The organism is Cupriavidus sp. WS, from assembly GCF_000395345.1.
Classification (GTDB): Bacteria; Pseudomonadota; Gammaproteobacteria; order Burkholderiales; family Burkholderiaceae; genus Cupriavidus; species Cupriavidus basilensis_B.
This window is the reverse complement of the sequence record NZ_AQPL01000299.1, coordinates 1-18,303: the sequence shown is the minus strand read 5'-3', so window position 1 is coordinate 18,303 and position 18,303 is coordinate 1. Positions and strand designations below refer to the sequence as shown.

18 protein-coding genes and 1 pseudogene are annotated in these 18,303 nt (G+C 70.2%); 8 read left to right on the top strand and 11 right to left on the bottom strand.

The genetic code is table 11. The features are described 5' to 3' along the window. The 3 genes and pseudogenes from K206_RS0123430 to K206_RS0123420 form a co-directional block, all read right to left on the bottom strand. Nucleotides 1-222 (bottom strand): annotated as a pseudogene (locus tag K206_RS0123430) (tripartite tricarboxylate transporter substrate binding protein); the annotation flags it as partial. Nucleotides 223-232: 10 nt separating this feature from the next. Next, nucleotides 233-1,486, bottom strand: coding sequence for an alkyl sulfatase dimerization domain-containing protein (locus tag K206_RS0123425; RefSeq protein WP_020204826.1), 1,254 nt, complete (start codon nt 1,484-1,486; stop codon nt 233-235). A gap of 200 nt (nt 1,487-1,686) precedes the next feature. After that, a complete protein-coding gene (locus K206_RS0123420; protein ID WP_020204825.1) occupies nt 1,687-2,643 on the bottom strand; it encodes a LysR family transcriptional regulator in 957 nt (318 codons plus the stop codon). Between the two features lie 195 nt (nt 2,644-2,838). Here K206_RS0123420 and K206_RS0123415 point away from each other — a divergent pair, with 195 nt between their 5' ends. The 4 genes from K206_RS0123415 to K206_RS0123405 all read left to right on the top strand — a co-directional run bounded on the left by K206_RS0123415 (nt 2,839) and on the right by K206_RS0123405 (nt 6,449). After that, entirely contained in the window at nt 2,839-4,068 is a 1,230-nt protein-coding gene (locus K206_RS0123415; protein ID WP_020204824.1) for a CoA transferase, read from the top strand. Continuing rightward, a complete protein-coding gene (locus K206_RS43065) occupies nt 4,065-4,232 on the top strand; it encodes a hypothetical protein (RefSeq protein ID WP_231401660.1) in 168 nt (55 codons plus the stop codon). The genes K206_RS0123415 and K206_RS43065 overlap by 4 nt, the downstream gene beginning before the upstream one ends. 31 nt (nt 4,233-4,263) lie before the next feature. Next, nucleotides 4,264-5,265, top strand: a complete 1,002-nt coding sequence (locus tag K206_RS0123410; protein WP_029043993.1) for a tripartite tricarboxylate transporter substrate binding protein — start codon at nt 4,264-4,266, stop codon at nt 5,263-5,265. A gap of 131 nt (nt 5,266-5,396) precedes the next feature. After that, complete coding sequence (locus tag K206_RS0123405; RefSeq protein WP_020204822.1) at nt 5,397-6,449, top strand: porin; 1,053 nt, start codon at nt 5,397-5,399, stop codon at nt 6,447-6,449. 64 nt (nt 6,450-6,513) lie between these two features. Here K206_RS0123405 and K206_RS0123400 read toward each other — a convergent pair whose 3' ends face one another. Further along, nucleotides 6,514-7,188 carry a GntR family transcriptional regulator gene (locus K206_RS0123400; protein WP_020204821.1) on the bottom strand — a complete coding sequence of 225 codons (675 nt, stop codon included), beginning with the start codon at nt 7,186-7,188 and terminating at the stop codon, nt 6,514-6,516. 123 nt (nt 7,189-7,311) lie between these two features. Here K206_RS0123400 and pcaC point away from each other — a divergent pair, with 123 nt between their 5' ends. From pcaC to K206_RS0123385, 3 genes are all read left to right on the top strand, one after another. Beyond that, complete coding sequence (pcaC, locus tag K206_RS0123395) at nt 7,312-7,689, top strand: 4-carboxymuconolactone decarboxylase (protein WP_020204820.1); 378 nt, start codon at nt 7,312-7,314, stop codon at nt 7,687-7,689. A gap of 10 nt (nt 7,690-7,699) precedes the next feature. Beyond that, complete coding sequence (locus tag K206_RS0123390; RefSeq protein WP_020204819.1) at nt 7,700-8,563, top strand: NAD(P)-dependent oxidoreductase; 864 nt, start codon at nt 7,700-7,702, stop codon at nt 8,561-8,563. 217 nt (nt 8,564-8,780) lie between these two features. Next, a complete protein-coding gene (locus K206_RS0123385) occupies nt 8,781-9,719 on the top strand; it encodes a tripartite tricarboxylate transporter substrate-binding protein (RefSeq protein WP_020204818.1) in 939 nt (312 codons plus the stop codon). A gap of 58 nt (nt 9,720-9,777) precedes the next feature. Here the strand turns inward: K206_RS0123385 and K206_RS0123380 are convergent, their stop codons facing one another. The 4 genes from K206_RS0123380 to K206_RS0123365 form a co-directional block, all read right to left on the bottom strand. After that, complete coding sequence (locus tag K206_RS0123380; RefSeq protein ID WP_020204817.1) at nt 9,778-10,830, bottom strand: Dyp-type peroxidase; 1,053 nt, start codon at nt 10,828-10,830, stop codon at nt 9,778-9,780. A 148-nt stretch (nt 10,831-10,978) separates the two neighbouring features. Further along, entirely contained in the window at nt 10,979-11,782 is an 804-nt protein-coding gene (locus tag K206_RS0123375) for a family 1 encapsulin nanocompartment shell protein (RefSeq protein ID WP_020204816.1), read from the bottom strand. A 492-nt stretch (nt 11,783-12,274) separates the two neighbouring features. Continuing rightward, nucleotides 12,275-12,487, bottom strand: a complete 213-nt coding sequence (locus K206_RS0123370; protein ID WP_020204815.1) for a hypothetical protein — start codon at nt 12,485-12,487, stop codon at nt 12,275-12,277. Nucleotides 12,488-12,645: 158 nt separating this feature from the next. Next, nucleotides 12,646-14,265 carry an MFS transporter gene (locus tag K206_RS0123365; RefSeq protein WP_029043991.1) on the bottom strand — a complete coding sequence of 540 codons (1,620 nt, stop codon included), beginning with the start codon at nt 14,263-14,265 and terminating at the stop codon, nt 12,646-12,648. A gap of 279 nt (nt 14,266-14,544) precedes the next feature. Between K206_RS0123365 and K206_RS39050 the strand changes: the two genes are divergently transcribed. Next, nucleotides 14,545-15,093, top strand: a complete 549-nt coding sequence (locus K206_RS39050) for a hypothetical protein (RefSeq protein WP_155888197.1) — start codon at nt 14,545-14,547, stop codon at nt 15,091-15,093. Nucleotides 15,094-15,156: 63 nt separating this feature from the next. On the opposite strand, the gene K206_RS0123355 is transcribed toward K206_RS39050, so the two are convergent. From K206_RS0123355 to K206_RS0123345, 3 genes are all read right to left on the bottom strand, one after another. Beyond that, nucleotides 15,157-16,140 carry a tripartite tricarboxylate transporter substrate binding protein gene (locus K206_RS0123355; protein WP_020204812.1) on the bottom strand — a complete coding sequence of 328 codons (984 nt, stop codon included), beginning with the start codon at nt 16,138-16,140 and terminating at the stop codon, nt 15,157-15,159. A 141-nt stretch (nt 16,141-16,281) separates the two neighbouring features. Beyond that, entirely contained in the window at nt 16,282-17,241 is a 960-nt protein-coding gene (locus K206_RS0123350) for a LysR substrate-binding domain-containing protein (RefSeq protein ID WP_020204811.1), read from the bottom strand. Between the two features lie 57 nt (nt 17,242-17,298). Continuing rightward, the coding region (locus K206_RS0123345) for a thiamine pyrophosphate-dependent enzyme (protein ID WP_020204810.1) at nt 17,299-18,303 on the bottom strand (1,005 nt) is incomplete at its 5' end.

The window sequence follows — 18,303 nt, the reverse complement described above, 5'->3', positions numbered from 1 at the left end:
CTGGCCCAGCCCCCTGCCGATGACTTCGGCCAGCGGCCGGGCGAACAGGTCGGGGCCGCTGCCGGCCGACGCCGGCACGACCAGCCGGATCGGCCGCGACGGCCACGTGGCAGCGGCGCGGGCCGGGTGCAAGACCGCGCCCAGTCCAAGCCAGGCAAGCCACCGCAGGGCATCGCGGCGGCTGCGCCCGGGCGCCGCGCCGGTCATGAGGGGATGGGTCATCGCTGGCTCCTCAGTGGATGCCGAAGTTGTCGTCCGAACCGCTTTCCAGCACCGTCGCGGCCGCCACATAGAGGCTGCGGGACACATAGCTGCGCACCTGTCTTGATCGGGCGCGCAGCCATTGGGCCTTGCGTTGGCGGGCTTCCATCACGGGCGGCGCGTCGCCGGGCGCCTGCGCCAGCAGGTCGATCACATGCAGCGCAAGCTGGATATCTCCGCGTTCGGCCAGCGCGCACGCATGCCGCACCACGGCGCCGTGGTCGGCGATTGCCGCCGCGATCTCGCTGGCCACGTCCTCGGGCGCGGCAGGATGCAGCGTCGTGGCATTGCGGTCCCACCAGCCGTTCTCGGACCGGTAGATATCGCGTGCGATGTAGGTCGGATCACCGTAGGTCGGCTGCATGCACGGCTGCTCGAACAGTTCGGCCGGTGGTTGCAGCGCGGCCAGCATCTGGCGCTCGTTGCAGCCGGCGTTCATCAGCCGCACCACTTCCCCGCGCATCCAGCGCAGCGCGGCCGCCGTATGCAGCAGCACCTGCCGGCAGGTCTCCTCGCCGTGCAGGGTGGTCCCGAATTCCCGGGCCACCGTCTCGGGCCGCAGCCCGGCCAGGCGTTCCAGCGTTTCGGCCCAGCGCACCGTATCGCGCATCGTGCGGAACGGAGTGCCGATGTTCGGGATGGAGTCGATGACCGCCGGGCCGCCATACAGCAGCCGACTGCCCGGCAGCCACACGGCTACGGCATCGTCCGTCTCCGAGGGTGCCCACAGAATTTCGGCGCGACGATCGCCCTGGCCCACCGTGATGCCGTCGTGGAACGTCTCCGTGGGCACGCTTTGGCGCAGCTTGCCCGCCAGGGCGCCGCTGGCGTGCCGGAACTGGATCTCCGCCATGCGCTCCTGCATGCGCTGGGTCTCGCGGTAGCGGCTCTGGCGCGCCAGTACGTTGACGTGCGCCAGCACGCGTGGCGCCGGTTCGCCGCGCTGGGCGGCATGGTCGATCCACTGCTTCACACCGGCGTTGTAGCCCAGGTGTCCGTGGCTGTAGCAGAGCGCCAGCACAGGGAGGCTGGTCCGGGTGCGCAGCACTTCGATCATCCCGGCCGTCACGCCGCCGCCAGGGCCGCTGTCGACCACCAGCAGCCCGCCACCCACGTCGGCGACGAAACTCTGGCCCTGGCCGTGCAGCAGCCAGATGCCGTCTCCAATGGCGTCGATGCCGTGGCCGGTGATCAGCGCGGCGGGGCGGTCCTCGATCGTGTGCATGTGTTTCCCCTCCCAGTTGGCGAAGGGGTATTCACGCGCAGACGCGGGACTATATGCAGTGGGGAAAGTCCCGGTGCGGCCGGGCGCGCCGGCTGCGCGGGCAGCGCTGGCGCGGCCTGGCGGGCGTTGCGGAATTTCAGGTGTGAACCGGCGGTTATCGCCTGTGGCCGGCCGGGAATTCCCGCCGGCGCGGCGCTGGGCTAGCCGACCGCTTCCGGGGGGTGCGGCACCTGGCGGCGCAGCGGGCTGTCGGGCATCTTGCTCAGGTAGTGCACTTCACGGCGCAGCAGCTTCGCGAACTGCTCGGCCACGGGCGTCATCGGCGAATCGGCGCGATAGACCAGGCTGACGGCATGGCTGGGCAGCGGGTCTTCGATCGGCAGCACCACCAGGCTGGCGTTGGTCAGGCGGCCCGGCACGAGCTGGCGCGGCAGCAGGCACAGCAGCGAGCGGTCTTCGAGCAGCGTCTGGATCATGCCGATGGTGTCGCACCGTACCGCCACGCGGGGCAGCGGCAAGTCGCGGGCACGGAAGGCGTCCATGATCGCCGCGCCGGGCCCGTGCATCCGCTGCCCGGTCAGCACCCATTCCGAACCCACCAGCTCGCGCAGGGATCGGGCATTGCGCAACGGATGCTCGCGATGCGCCACCACCACGGAATCGTTGTTGTACAGGGGCTCGCAGACGAACTCGCGCTCGATGCCCTCGTCGGGAATCGGGCTCACGGCCATGTCCATCGCGCCCGCGCGCAGGTTCGACAGATGGGCCGGATAGACGCCGCTGTCGATGCAGACCTGCACGTCGGGATGCTGGGACCGGAAACGCTTGAGCACCGCCGGCAGCAGCAGATGCGCCGGGCCGCCCGTGACGCCAATGCGGACCACGCCGTTGCGCGTGCCAAGCATCTGGGCCATCTCGTCGGTGGCCTTCCGGGCTTCGCTGGCGATGAGCTGGGCGCGGCGCAGGAACGCCTCGCCATAGCGTGAGAGCACGATGCCGCGCGTGGTGCGCGTCAGCAGCGGCACATGCAGTTCCTCCTCGAGCAGCCGGATGCTCTTGGTGATGGCCGGTGCCGACACGCCGCGCGCCTTGGCGCCGGCACGGATGCTGCCGCACTCGGCCACGGCGATGAAGTCCTGTACCTGGCTTAGTCGCATGGGTTCGTCTCCTGTCGCGGGCGTTCATGGCGGCGCCCTGTCCGCCAGCATAGCGCCAGCCGCGCGGCCACGGGATTACCCGTGGTGCTAACCGCCGGTTCACGCCGCAGCGATCTGGGAAGCTGCCGCATCCGATGCACGTGCCGCATGATCCGTTTCCATCGATGCCGTCATGGCATGCATTCGGAAGACAGGATGAAGACCCAGAACGACCTGCCGCTTGCAGGCATTCGCGTGGCCGAATTCGGCCAGTTCATCGCCGCACCGGGGGCGGCGATGCTGCTGGCCGACCTTGGCGCCGACGTCATCAAGGTGGAACCGCTGCGCGGCGACGGCGCCCGGCGTTTCGACGGCACCAGCCCGCAGAGCCCGATGTTCCTGGCCTACAACCGCGGCAAGCGCGCCATCGCGCTGGACCTGCGTCGTCCGGCGGGGCTGCAGGCCGCCCGCAAGCTGGCGTTGTCGTGCGACGTGGTGCTGCACAACGCGCGGCCCGGCTCGATGGAGTCGCTGGGCCTGGATGCCGTCTCGCTGCGGGACGTCCGGCCCGATCTGGTCCATGCCAGTGTCACCGCCTTCGGCACGCGCGGGCCGTCGCGCCTGCGGCCGGGCCTGGATATCGCCGCGCAGGCCGAAAGCGGCATGATGTCCGTGACGGGCGAGGCCGGCGGCCAGCCGCTGAAGGCCGGCTTCGCGCTGATCGATGCCGCCACGGCGCTGGCGACATCCAGCGGCATCGTGGCCGCGCTGTTCCGGCGCTTGCGCACAGGCCACGGCGATACCATCGAGACGTCGCTGCTGAACGTCGGCGTGCATCTGCAGGCCCAGCTCTGGGCCGAGTACCAGTGCTCGGGCGCGCTGCCGGTACGCAGCGGCAACAGCCAGCCCAAGGCGGCGCCTGCCGCCGACGTGATTGGCGTGGCGGACGGCCATATCGTGCTGTCGGCCTATCTCGACGAACACTGGGCGCGGCTGTGCACGGCCATCGGGCAACCCGGGCTGGCCAGCGATGCCCGCTTTGCCAGCAACCCGCTGCGCGTGCAGAACCGGCCGGCCTTGCTGGCGATCCTGCATGACGCGCTGCGCGGGTACTCGGGCGAGGACGCGTGCGCGCTGCTCGAACGGCATCGGGTGGTGGTGGGCGTGGTGCGCGACTATCGCCAGGTCGAGGTCAGCGCCGACGTGCACGCCAACGCAATGTTGATGGCTGTTGCCGACGGCGCTGGCGGTCACCTGTCGCTGCCGGGCCTGCCGTTCCGCATGGAGGCGGCCCCGCCTGCATCCAGCCCGGTGGTGCCCCGGATCGGCCAGCACACGGTGGAGGTGCTCCGCGAGCTTGGCTATGGCGACGACGCCATCGACACGATGGCCCGCGACGGCGCGATCGGTGTGGCGTTGCCGCGTCGCGAAGGCGCGGCAGCATGACCACCGCGCCGGCTGTCCCGGCATCTCGCCACGAAGGCTGGGCGGAGCTCACCCTGAACCGCCCCGAGACGCGCAACGCCATCGATATGGCCACCGCCCAGGCCCTGGCCACACCAGGCGCGCGCGGCGCCTGTTCGCGACACGCCGGCAACGTACCGGCATGAACGGCCAATGCGCCGTGATGGAGACAGCAATATGCGTAGTCGGAAATCTGGCGTCCGCGTGGCCTTGCCGGTCATCGTGGCGGCGCTGGCCACGGGGTCCGGCATCGCCCCGGCCCATGCCGAGACCGCACCGTATCCCAACCGTCCGATCCGGATGCTGGTGCCGTCCGGCGCGGGCAGCGTGACCGACCAGACCGCCCGGCTGGTGGCGGAACGGCTCTCGGCGGCGTTCAAGCAGCCGGTGGTGGTGGATAACCGCCCCGGTGCCAACGGCATCATCGCCAGCGAGATGGCGGCGCGTGCCGAGCCCGATGGCTACACGCTGCTGTTCACGTACTCGGCCACGATGACCGTAAACCCGTGGACCACGGCCAGCCTGCCCTATGACCCCGTCAAGGATTTCACGCCGATTGCCCGGCCGGTTGCCCCGGGCGGCAACCTGCTGGCGGTGACGTCCACCGTGCCGGCGCGCAGCCTCAAGGAGCTCATCGCCCATGTCGAGGCAAGCCCCACCGAACTGGCCTATTGCTCGTGGGGCGTAGGGTCGGGCGGCCATCTGGCGATGGAGTACCTCAAGGCCAAAACCGGCATCCGCATGCGCCACGTGCCGTACAAGACTGCCGTCCAGTGCACCAGCGACCTGGCGGCCGGACACGTGACCATCGCCTTCACCGATTCGCTGTCTGCCATTCCGCATCTGAAGTCGGGCCGCATTCGCGGCATCGCCGTATCCGGCCCCGAACGCATGCTCTCCGCGCCCGAGGTGTCGACCATGGGCGAGCAGGGCGTGCCGTTCGAGCAGGCAAGCTGGCTTGCGCTGTTCGGGCCCAAGGGCCTGCCCGCGCCCATCGTCTCGCGCCTGAACGCCGAAGTAAACCGCATCCTGCAATCGCGCGAGGGACAGCTGCGCTTTGCCTCGATGTACCTGAAGCCTGGCAAGCCTTCAACGCCTGACGAACTCGGGCAACTGCTGCGCGCCGATCTGGCTGCGTGGGGCGACATCGTCAAGCTTGCCGGCGTGACACCGCAGTAGGCGGCACCCTCAGCGTTGGCAGGGCCCCGCATCACCTGAAATAGCCACCAAGGAGACAAACGATGCAGCAGCGTAGAACGGGAGACGGCAGCGTGAGAGAGAGCAGAGCAAGCAGACGGCCATCGGGCATCGTGATCGGCACGAACCTGGGTCTCGGCCTCGGCCTGGCCCTGGCCTGCGGCGGCGCGGCGGCCATGACGGCGCAGTTGTATGGCGTGGTCGACGCGTCGATCGAATATGCAAAGGGGTCGCAAAGCGTGGTACGGATGCGCGAAGGCCAGCAGGCGGCGTCGCGCTGGGGGCTGCGAGGCATCGAGGACCTGGGCGGAGGCACCAAGGCCAACTTCCTGGTCGAGTCCGGCTTCAATATCGATACCGGCACCGAGCTCTTCGGCAATGGCCGCCTGTTTGGCCGCCAGTCGTGGTTGGGGCTTTCCAACGAATCATGGGGCGAGATCCGGTTGGGCCGGCAGTACACGCCGTCGTTCTATGCCTTGCTGCGGCTCGATCCCTTCCTGCTGAACGGCATGGTGTCGCCATTCAACCTGCTGGGCGCCACGGCGTCGCAAGGTATCGGGCAGGTCGCGTATGGCGCGCGCTTCGACAATGCCGTGCAGTACTTCTCGCCGACCTGGGGCGGCTTCTCGCTCGGTGCCGCCGTGGCCCCGGGCGAGGTACCGGGCAATCCGCGTTCGGGCACCAACTTCGGCATGAACGCGATGTACGAGGCCGGCAACGCCTACGCGTTTTACGGCTACCAGGGCATGTACACGGGCACCAGCACGCCGCAGGTTCCCACTGCGCTGACGTCGAACCACTTCCTGGGCGGCGCGTACCGCTTCAAGCCGGTGAAGGTGGGCCTGCTGCTGGCACAGGCCGGCAGCAAGCTGACGACGACCCGGGTGGCGCGCCACTACGGCATCACGTTCAGCTGGAACGTCACGCAGAAGGGCACATTCAAGGCGGTGGCGCTCAAGCGGCAGATACTGGGCGGCGGCGAGCGGCCCTGGAGCATGACGCTCGGCTGGGACCACGATCTCAGCAAGCGCACCACCGCCTATCTGCGCGCGGTCTATGTCCACAACAGCCCCGGCGGCAGCGTGACGATCAACAGTATTGCCATCGACCGCGGCAGCGGTGACGACGCGCGCTCGCTCAGCGTGGGCCTGCGTCACAGGTTCTGACAGGACGCTTCGGCGCAGGCCAGCGGCCTGCCGGACTTCCGCCCGGCAGGTTCCGTCGTCCGCCTCAAGCGCCGCTCACGGAGCGCGCATCCTCGGCGGCCTTCGCCGCGCTCAGGACGTGGTCGAAGCACAGCTGGCGGGTGGTCTCCGCATCCCGCTTCTCGATCGCCGACACGACCGCGTCGAGTTCCTTGATGGATTCGGCGAGCCGTCCGGTGCGCCCGAGAGACAGGCGGCGCAGAAGGGTGATGCGGTTGTTGAGCTGGGTGAGCATTTGCCCGGCAATCTCATTGCCGCAGCCTTCCATCAGGATGGCGTAGAAGGTGTTCTTGCCCAGCAGCAGGGCATCGGTGTCGGCGGATGCCTGCGGCGTGGCCAGGTATTGCAGCGCGGCTCTCAGCCGCGAAATCTGCGGGTCCGTCGCGTTGCGCGCGAAGCCTTCCCCGATGCACGCTTCCAGGTAGGCGCGCACGGCGTAGATCTGGCGCGCTTCCTCCGCGGAAATGGTTGCCACCACCGGGCCCTTGTGGGGAATGAGGTGAATCAATCCCTCCGCCTGGAGCTGCTGCAGCGCCTCGCGCAGGAGCGGCCGGCTCACGCCCAGGTTCTCGCATAGTTCCCGTTCCACGAGTCGCGCGCCCGGCAGGAAGCGGCCGGAAAGGATAGCCTGACGCAACCTGTCCGTCACTTGCTGACGCAGGGTGGTCATGTCGCGCTTGATGTACAGGTCTGTTTCCATAGATTGCCATGCTGGTTGCGGGAAATTATCCCAGATTTCTCGCCAAACAGATTGTCAGACAATCTTATTGACTTATGAAAAGCGGCGCTCTACGATGGGAGCCGTTAACCAAAGGAGACACGCATGAACCAAGACCTGTTCGAGAAAGGCCTCAAGACCCGTCGTGAAGTGCTGGGCAGCGAGTACGTGGACGCTTCGCTGAAGAACGCCGACGATTTCAATCGCGACATGCAGGAGCTGGTCACGCAGTACTGCTGGGGCGACGTGTGGAACCGCCCCGGCCTCGAGCGCCGCACCCGCAGCTTCCTGAACCTCGCGATGATTGCCGCGCTCAACCGGCCGCACGAACTGAAGCTGCACGTGCGCGGCGCCATCAACAACGGGCTGACCAAGGACGAAATCAAGGAGGTCTTCCTGCAGGTGGCGATCTACTGCGGCGTGCCGGCGGCGATCGACTCGTTCCGGATTGCCCGCGAAGTGTTCAAGGAAATGGGTATCTAAGGAGCCGGCCATGAAGCAAATCGGATTCGTCGGCCTGGGGATGATGGGTTTCCCCATGGCCGGCCGGCTGGCGGCCGCGGGCGTGAACGTCCTGGCGTATGACGTGGTGGCCGAGACGCGGCAGCGTTTCGCCGCCGAGAACAAGGCGGCGCGCGTCGCCGCGGACCTGCAGGCGTTCGGCGACTGCGATGTCGTGGTGACGATGCTGCCGAACTCCGACATCGTCGACGAGGCGGTCCTCGCGCTGACGAAGGTGCTCGGGCAAGGCGCGCTCGTCATCGACATGAGCTCCGCGGACCCGGTGCGCACGCGGGCGTTGTCGGCAGCGGTCAAGGCCGCGGGCCTGGCCATGATCGACGCCCCGGTTTCCGGCGGGGTAAGCCGCGCAAGGTCGGGCACCCTGGCGATCATGGCCGGGGGCGATGCCGCCGACGTCGACCGCGCGCGGCCGTTGCTCGGCCACCTGGGTTCCACGCTCACCCGTGTCGGCGACATCGGCGCGGGCCATGCGATGAAGGCGCTGAACAACTACGTGTCGGCCGCCGGCCTGATTGCGACCGCGGAAGCCCTGATTGCCGGACAGCGTTTTGGCATCGACCCCAACATCATGGTCGACGTTCTGAACAGCTCCACCGGAAAGAACAACACGACGGAAAACAAGGCAAAGCAGTTCATGCTTTCCGGCGCGTTCAACTCCGGGTTCTCGCTGGCACTGATGGCCAAGGACGTTGCCATCGCGGCCGTGCTGGCCGAGGCCGTGCAGGCCGACATGCGGCTGGGCGCGCATGTCAACGCGCTGTGCACGCAAGCTTCCAATGCGCTTGGGAAAGCCGCGGACCACACGGAGATGTATCGCTTCGTCGAGCACCCGTAGCCTGCGGAGCAGCCGCCAGGGCTTCCGACGGACAGCGCAAAGCCCGGGCGTTTCCCGAATTCCTCGATGTACGGATTTGCCGCGCCGCAAGGCGCGGTGGGCCGCGCTCGTCCCCGTGACGGCCGCGGGCCCGAAAAAACAAGGCGAATCGACAGAAGTCGCCGTTCAGACTGGAGACATCATGAAACGCATCCTTGCAGCAGCCACGGGTATTGTCATGGCGCTGACGTCAGCCATCGCGGCTGCTCAGTCGTATCCCAACAAACCGGTTCAGGTCATCATTCCGTATGCGCCCGGCGGGTCCACCGACGTGATCGGGCGGGCCTTGGGCGAAGCGATGTCGCGCAACCTCAAGCAGCCGGTGGTCATCGAGAACTCGGGCGGCGCCGGCGGGACCATCGGAACCGGGCGCGTCGTCAACGCGCAGGCGAACGGCTACACGCTTCTGTTCCACAACATGGGCATCGCCACCGCGCCGGCGCTGTACAAGAAACTGAACTTCGACTCGACCAAGGACCTGGATCCGGTCGGCCAGGCGGCCGACGTGCCGATGATCCTGGTGGGCGCGAAGGGGTTCGCGCCGTCGAACCTGAAGGAAGTCATCGCCACCATCAAGCAACGGCAGGGAGAAGTGCGCTTCGGCCATGCCGGCATCGGCTCGACCTCGCATCTTTGCGCGATGCTGCTGGCCAAGACGATCGGCACCGAAGTCACGATGGTGCCGTACCGCGGCACCGGCCCGGCGCTGCAGGACCTGCTCGCGGGGCAAGTCGACCTGTTGTGCGACCAGCCGGTGGCGACGGGGCCGTACATCAAGAGCGGTTTGCTGAAACCCTACGCGCTGGCCGCCGGTTCGCGCCTTTCGAGCCTGCCGGATGTGCCCACGTTCGCCGAAGCGGGCCTGGCGAATTTCGAGCTCGAGGTCTGGCATGGCCTCTACGCGCCGAAGGGCACGCCGCCGGCCGTCATCGAGCGCCTGAACCAATCCTTGCGCTTCGCGCTTGCCGACCCGTCCGTATTGCAGAGATTTGCCCAGATGGGCGTTGCGGTGCCGACGGCCGCGCGGCTGGACGCGCCGACGCTGGGGAAACGCACCAAGGCGGAAGTCGCGCGCTGGACGCCGATCATCAAGGCCGCGGGCATCTACGCGGAATAACGATCGGGCTGGTCTGTCCGCAGGCAGGCGGCGAGCCTGCCTTGTCGGCAACGCCGCCTCAGTCCGCTTCCGAAGCCGCCTTCAGCGAGCCGATCTTCAGCGAACCGATCTTCAGCGAGCCGTCCTCGCGTGGCGCCGCGGACGGCAGGCTGGCCCCGGCGGCGCCGGCCTGGCGCTCGGCGAGGGCTTCCAGCAGCGTGGCCGACGGCGTGAAGAACAGCCCGCCGGTGACGGCCTTGCTGAAGTCGAGCAGCCGGTCGTAGTTGCCGGGCGGCCGCCCCACGAACATGTTCTCGAGCATCTGCTCGATCGGCCGGGGCGAGCGCGCATAGCCGATGAAGTAGGTGCCGAACTCGCCTTTGCCGGGCTGGCCGAACGGCATGTTGTCGCGCAGGATCTTCACCTCTTCGCCGTTTTCCTCGAGCGTGGTGAGCGAGCTGTGCGACGACGACGGCTTGACCGCGTCGTCGAGCTCGATGTCCGAGAGTTTCGTGCGGCCGATGATCCGTTCCTGCGTCTCCACGGGCAGCTTGTTCCAGCCGGCCATGTCGTGCAGGTACTTCTGCACCAGCACGTAGCTGCCGCCGGCGAACGCGGCGTCCTCGTCGCCGATGATGGTGAAGTCGACGGCTTCGGCGCCGGTCGGGTTCTCGGTGCCGTCGACGAAGCCCACCATGCTGCGCATGTCGAAGTAGCGAAAGCCGTGCACTTCGTCCACCACCGAGACGGCCTCGCCGAGCCGGCCCATCAACTGGGTCGCGAGCTCGAAGCACAGGTCCATCTGCTCGGCGCGGATGTGCAGGAGCAGGTCGCCCGGCGTCGCCACCGCGCGCCGGTCGCCGGCGCCGAATTCGCGAAAGGGGTGCAGGCCCGCGGGACGCGGGTCGCCGAACAGCCGGTCCCAGGCATCGGAGCCGAATCCGCACACGCACGAGAGGTTGCTGGCGGGCACGCGCTTGCCCACGGAGCGCACCAGCGCGGCGATGTCGGCGCACAGCGCGCGCACCGTTTCGGCGTGTTCGTCGCCGGGGGAAATGACGGCGACGATGAAGATCGCGCTGCGCGTGATCGGACTGCAGACGGCTTGCTGCTCGGGGATGTGGTTGGGCATGTCGGGGAGTGTTTTTTGCATCGGGTTCCAACAATAGCGGAACGATGCGCGCGGATCAATTTTGCGATGGCGCCGGCGCGGCCCGCGGCCGCCGACCGTGGCCGGTGGTCCCGCGTGCCGCGCGCAGGCCGCTGCCGGTGACTGCCGACTATCCGGCGTGCCCCAGCACCACGGCCGCCTCGGCCGTCAGCATGAGAAAGGTGAGGGTTTCCTGGAAGTACAGGCGCACGGTGGTGTCGGTATGGCCAAGGTAGCCGATCGAGACGTCCTGGCCGACGTGCAGCTCGAAATCGCCGCCCCGCTCGGTGAGCACCACGCCGCCTTGCATCGCCGGCGCCCAGATGATGTCGCCGTCCACGAGCTCGCGGATGTCGCGCAGCACGGGATAACCGCTGTCGGTGGCGCCGCTCAGGGCCGTGAACGGCTGGTCGCCGAGCAGCAGCCGGTAGGGGCCGTCGACGCCGGCGCGGCGCAGCTGGTCCACCGCCTGCGCCACCACGGCCGGATAGCCGCTGATGTCGGCCGGCAGGGCCAGCGCGACATTGCTGGCGCCCTGGGCGATGCCCTGGATGCCGGCCGCCGCGTAGCCGTCGAAGACGATGCGGTCCTCGGCGTCGGCGAGCTTGCGGGCCGCGTCCTTGAGCGGCTGCAGGTCGGGATTGTTCGAGCCGCGCTCGACGCTGTCCATCTCCGCGCGCGACAGCTCGAACGGCACGCGCAGCTCCACCAGCGCCCGCACGTCGCGCTGGGTGGCTTCGACGCCGTCGCCCGGCGCGGCGATCTGCCGCAGGTGGCCGGTGCCGACCGCGGCGAGCTCGGGCCCCTTCGGCCCGATCAGGTCCACCACGCGCCGCGCCGCGAAGTAGCGCTTGAGGGTGCGGGATGCTTCCTGCTCGATCTGTCCCCACGCACCTTCGGACAGCGGTGCGAGTTCCCGATGAAGATTGTTCATTTGAAGGCTTTCCTTTGACTGGCCGCCACGAGGCGCATCGTCATGCCGTCGTCGCGTGTTTCGTGTTCCCTTCCTCCGGCCACGGCCGCCGGCGTGCCGGCCGGGCGTGGCTGCCCGGTCATTCTCGATGAACGTCCCGGGCGGGGCAAGTGCGCGGCAAGGCTTCTTCCGCATCGTCTTGCTTCCGGCCGAATCCGCTGTGCCTCAAGGGACACTATCGGGGCGCCATCCGCGCCATGCGCGCCTGCCGCGAGTGCCGCCCGGGCCACCGTGCCGACTTCGTGCTGTCACCGTGCGCCGGCACAATCCGCAACGGATCGGGCCGGCGCGGACAAGCAGTGAACACGCCGTGGCCGTGCCCGGTGCCGCCTTGCCGATCATGCTGGACGTGCGTCCCCAGAGACGCCGCGAGCCGGCCGGGCGGTCATTGATCGCGGGGAACCACTGGAGCCGTCTGCTGGACGGCTCTTTTTGTTGCGGCGCGCCCGCCCGTTACGGTTCGGTGCTCTTGAGATGGGTCCAGCGGTCCGGCCCGTCCTCGGTGGTGGCGGACAGCAGGATGGTCTGCCCGCAGACCTGGCAGCGATAGACGAACGCGTTGCCGCCCGCGCCGGCGTGGAACGTACTGGCCTTGACGAGCCGCGGATGTGGCGGGAAATGGCCGGGGCGGTCGACTTGCGCCATGCACAGCTCGCAGAGTGACATGCCTGCCTCCTGGGAATGCGCTGCGCGAACCACGAAATGCTGTGGTGCAGCATGAGTCCAGTATAGAGGTCTTTCGGCGCGGGGGCAGCGTCGCCCGGGCCGCATACACAGTCGTTTGCGTTTTCCGCATGCGGCGTGCCGCGCACGCGCGGGGCGCCTCAGGTCGCCGCGGGTGGCGGTGGCGCCACCGCCAGCAGGTGGCGCACCTGCGGCGCGCCGGGGCCGCTGTGGAAGCGGCTGACGTCGCGCTGGAGGTCGGCGTCGGCGTTCGGCACGCGCTCGTGCTGGCGCAGGTGCTCGGCCCACGACTCCACCAGGAACCACTCGGTGAACGCGCCGGGATCGGCCGCGTCTTCCATCACGCCCCAGTTGAACGCGCCGTCGCGCAGGCGCTCCTCGGACAGCGCATGGACCGCGCGCAGGAAGCCGTCGCGGTTCTCGCTGCTGACGCGGTAGGCGATCTGGACCATCACCGGGCCGCGGTCATGCGCCACGGCTTCGGCCAGCGCCGGCTCGGGCCAGTGGTGCGCCGGCACGAGGTCGTCCTCGCCGCGCGGCAGCTTGACCCGGTGCAGCGCCACGCCGGCCACGGCCAGCCCGGCCGCCGCCGCCATCAGCCCCTGGGCGACGCCCAGCTCCTGCGCGACGAAGCCCCACAGCAGGCTGCCGCCCGCCATCGCGCCGTTGAAGACCATCTGGTACACCGCCAGCGCGCGGCCGCGCACCCAGTTCGGCAGGATCGCCTGCGCGGTGCCGCCGAGCGTGGTCAGCGCCATGATCCACGCCGCGCCCAGCAGGAGCAGCAGCGGCAGCGCCAGCCACACCGGGGGCGCGGCCGACAGCGCCGCCATCACCGCCGCGGTGGCGAGCGCGGACAGCAGCACCAGGCCGTCGGCATCGAGGCGGCGCTGCAGGCCGGGCATGGCCAGCGCGCCGAGGATGGCGCCCGCGCCGACCGCGCCGAGCAGGATGCCGTAGAGGCTCGCGCCGCCGTGCAGCAACTGCTTGGCCACCAGCGGCAACAGCGCCCACACGCTGCTGCCGAAGGCGAAATGGCAGGCCGAGCGCGCCAGCACCACGTGCAGCCGGCGGTGCGCGCGCGTGAAGCGCAGCCCCGCGCGGAAGGCGCCGAAGAACTGCTCGCGCAGCGGGTCGTCGGCGCGGGCCGGGCGCTTCCACCACAGCAGCGCCGCCACCACGAAGACGTAGCTGGCGAGGTCGAAGCCATAGGTCACGGCCGCGCCGAAGGCCGCCAGCAGCAGCCCGCCCGCGGCCGGGCCGATGGCGCGCGCGATGTTGACGCCCAGCGCGTTGAGCGCCACCGCGTTCTTGAGCTCGCGCTGCGGCACCAGCTCGGGCACGATCGACTGCCAGGTCGGCCCCATCATGGCCGCGCCGATGCCGCCGGCGAAGGCCATCGCCACCAGGATCTCGATGGTCAGCGCGCCGCGCCAGGCCAGCGTCATCAGCGTGCCGCTCACCAGCGCCAGCGCGGCCTGGATCACGATCAGGAAGCGGCGCCGGTCGAGGATGTCGGACAGCACGCCGGCGGGAATCGCCAGCAGGAACACCGGCAGCGTCGCCGCGGCCTGGATCGTGGCCACGGCCGCCGGCGAGCCGGACAGGTCGGTGGCCAGCCAGGCGCTGGCCACGTCGCGCATGAAGCTGCCCACGTTGCCCAGCACCGTGGCCGCCCACAGCACGGCGAAGGTGGTCTGCGCCAGCGGCGCGAAGCTGCCGGCCGGCCTGGCGCCCGCGTCGCCGCCGGCCGCCGTCACGGCGCCGCCCGGTGGCGGGCCGCGCGGGCGCCGGGCCGGCAAGCGGGTACACGTGGGGTCATGTCGCTACCTCCGTCGGCTGGACGCCCGGCGCCTGTCGGCGCCGCGGGGCGTGAGTGCATGGTAGGCAAGGGCGCGAGGAAGCACAACGGGCATGCGCTGGCCACGGCCTGCGGTGCCGGCGGCACGCGCAATGCCGCGGCGTTCCGGCAGCGGGGTTTGCCGTTATATTCGGCGATATACTACGAGCCGGTTGCGCGGCCCGCGCGCGGAACCCAGATGACACGGAGGCAAGACGCCATGCTGACCGAAACCGCGCCGCAGGCGCATCCGCCGCACGCGCAGGACGCGCAGGATATGCAGGACGTCCGGCATTTCTCCGACAGCATCGCCGTGACCGGCGTGCTGCCGGGCAGCCGCAGCTTCGGCCGCGACGAGCTGCTCGCGCTGGCCGACGTGCGCAGCGGCCCGGCCACCATCGCGTGCTATTCGGGGCGGCACGTGCGCGACCTGGGCGGCATGCGCGGCGTGCGGCTGACGGCGCTGCTCGATGCGGCGGGCATGCAGTCGCTGCCGCGCGCGGTGTGCAAGCGGCTGGTCATCGCCGCGCTGGCCGGCGACGGCTACGCCTGCCTGTTCACCTGGCACGAGTTGTACAACACGCCGGTGGGCGAGGGCGCCATCGTGATGGTGGAGCAGGACGGCGTGGCGCTGCCACCGTCCGCCGGCGGCCTGCAGCTGGTGTCGCTGGGCGACCTGCGCCTCGGCCCCAGGCAGGCCAGCGCCGTGAACCGCATCGAGGTGCGCGGCTGGCAGGCCGCGGGCTAGGCGCTCGGGGCGCCGCCATCGCGGCGGGCGGCGCGGCGGGGTGCCGCGCCGGGTCTTTCCGTCTTACTCCGCGCTGGCGCCGGAGTCCTTCGCCACCTTGGTCCACTTGACCGTCTCGGCGCGGATGAAGCCGGCCAGTTGCGCGGGCGTCATGTCGCCGGCGGTCACGCCCTGTTCCTCGAAGCGCTTCTGCACGTCGGGCTGCTTGAGCAGCTTGGCCAGCTCGGCGGCCACGCGCTGCTCCACCGCCAGCGGCGTGCCGTGCGGCGCCATCACGGCGTACCACGTGGTCACTTCGAAGCCCTTCACGCCGCTCTCGTCCAGCGTGGGCACGCCGGGGTAGGCGCCCGAGCGCTTGGCCGTCGTCACCGCCAGCGCGCGGACCTTGCCGCTGCGCACGTGCGGCGCGGCCGACGGGCTGGTCTCGATGGCCATCTGGATCTGGCCGGCGATCAGGTCGGTCATCATCGGCGCGCCGCCCTTGTAGGGCACGTGGGCGATGTCGGTGTGGGTCATCGAGCGGAACAGCTCGCCGGACAGGTGCTCGGTGCTGCCGGTGCCGGCCGAGCCGTAGTTGACCTTGCCCGGATGCGCCTTGATGTAGGCGATCAGCTCCGGCACGTTCTTGGCCGGGATCGACTGGTTGACCAGCAGCACGTTGGGCGTCAGCGCGGCCAGCCCGACGGGGTCGAGGTCCCTGATGAAATCGTAGGGCAGGCTTTTGTAGATGCCGGGCGCCATCGTGTGCGCCACGGTGGCCAGCAGCAGGGTGTAGCCGTCCGGCTGCGCGCGCGCCACGATGCCGGCGCCGAGCGTGCCGCCCGCGCCGGGGCGGTTGTCCACCACCACCGGCTGGTGCAGCGCCTCGCCGAGCTTCTGGCCGATGGTGCGGCCGATGATGTCGGTGGTGCCGCCCGCGGCGAACGGCACCACCAGCGTGACCGGCTTGGCGGGCCACGGGTCCGCCGCGAACGACGCGGCGCCGGCGGACATGAGGAGGGTGCCGATGATGCCGGCGAGCGCGGCGCGGCGGGCGGTGGACTGCATGATGTCTCCTGGAGGGATGGCTCTTGTCGTGCGTGCGTCATGCGCCGGGCAATGCGATGGCATGCGCCGGCGGGGCGCGCTGTTGGCGTGACTGTACGCAGCGCCGCCGGGCGGCGCCAGTCACGTTGCGGCAAGGGGTCTTCAGGATTCGTGAAGGGTGGCGCCGGGCCAGCGGCCCTCGGTGACGAGCGCGCGCGTCACGCTGGCCAGCACGGTGCGCGCGGCCAGCCCGGCCGGCGACAGTTCGTCGTCGCTCAGGCTGACCAGCAGGTTGGGCCGGCACACCGTGCCGGAGCCATTGCCGCCGTGGGTGCCGTTGCCGCCGTCGGCGATCTCGGTCATGGCGAGCGGCTCGCCGAGCAGCCGCGCCACCGCGGCGCCGGGCTGGATGGTGGCGCCCAGGCCGGCGCGCACCGCGTCCATCAGCATGGCCAGGCCGTCGATCTCGGCCACCACGTTGGGCTGGTGCTGGCCGCGCGCGAACGCCTGGTTGAGCAGCGCGCGCAGGCCGTGCGGGCTGCTCGGCAGGATCAGCGGCAGCGCGCCGAGCTGCTCCAGCTCCAGCGGGCCGCCGGCGGGCACGCCGGGCAGGCCGTCGCGCGCGATCAGGAACAGCCGCTCTTCCAGCAGCGGCGTCACGCTCCAGCGCTGGCCGGCCTCGACCTGGAACAGCACGGCGAGGTCGAGCTGGCGCGCGCCGATCATCGCGGCCAGGTTGCCGGACAGGTTCTCCACCAGGTGCAGGCGGATGTCGGGATAGCGCTCGCGCATGGCCAGCATGAACGGCAGGCCGAGCACGGCCACGGTGCTGGGCGCCATGCCCACGCTGACGTGGCCGGACAGGCGCGCGAGCTGGGCCGCGCGCACCGCGTCGTCGGCATGGCGGATGGCGAGCTGCGCCTGGCGCCAGAAGGCCAGGCCGGCGTCGGTGGGCACCGCGCCGCTGGAGGTGCGCTGCAGCAGGCGCGTGGACAGCTCGCTCTCCAGCCGGCTGATCTGCTGGCTCAGCGCGGAAGTGACCACGCCCAGCTTCTGCGCCGCCTGGCCCATGCTGCCCATCTCCACCACCTGGACGAAATAGCGTAGCTGCCGAAGTTCCATGTCTGTGTGTCTCTGATTTTTCTGCTCGGGGGCGGCAGCCCGCATTGTGCACGGTGCCTAGCCGCGCGCCACCAGCGGCGCCGCCACGCCCTCGATCCGCACGTTGACGCAGGCCGGCTTGCCCGAGGCGATGGCGCGCCGCACGGCGGGCAGCAGTTCTCCCGCCTCCCGCACCAGCTCGCCGTGCCCGCCGAAGGCCGCGCACACCTGGTCGTAGCGCGTGGGCAGCAGCTCGCAGCCGACCAGCCGGTCCCGGCCGTAGCTGTTCAGCTGGATCTGGTACTCGGCGTTCCAGCGCGCGTCGTTGCCGACCACGGCGACGAACGGCAGGCCGTAGCGCAGCGCGGTGTCGAACTCGGCGATATGGAAGCCGGCGCTGCCGTCGCCCATCATGGCGATGACCGGGGCTTCCGGCTGCGCCAGCCGCGCCGCCAGCGCCATCGGCAGGCCCGCGCCGATGGCGCCGGCGGGGCCGTTGACGAGGCGGTGCGGCGCGTGCAGGCAGGCCTGCGCCCACTGCCCGAACTCGCCGCCGTCGGAAACCAGCACCGCGTCGGGGTGGCTGTCCAGGATGGTCTGCAGCGGGCGGCAGGCCTGCACCGGGTGCAGCGCGCCGGCGCCGGCCGCGGTGTCCCACGCCGCCGGCCGGTAGCGGATCGCGGCGTCCACTTCGCCGCGCCACGCGGCGTGCGCCTGGCTGCCGGCCGCGAGTTGCGCGAGCTGCGCGATGGCGCTGCCCACGTCGGCCTGCCGCGCGAAGCGCAGGCGCTCGCCGGCGGCGCGCTGGCTGCGCGCGAGTTCGTCCGCGTCGGCGTCGATCTGCAGGAAGGCGCAGTCCGGCGCGAACGCGGGCGCGGCGCCGAAGCGCAGCGTGAAGTCCAGGCGCTTGCCCAGCAGCAGCACGCAGTCGGCGCGCGCCAGCATCTGCGCGAACGCGCCCAGGCCCGGGTCGGCGATGCCGCGCGGGCTTTCCATGCCGGCCACCGGGATGCCGGTGCCGGCTTCCAGCGCCGCGGTGGCGGCGCGCCCGCGCGCGCTCAGCCACGCCGGCCCGGCCAGGAT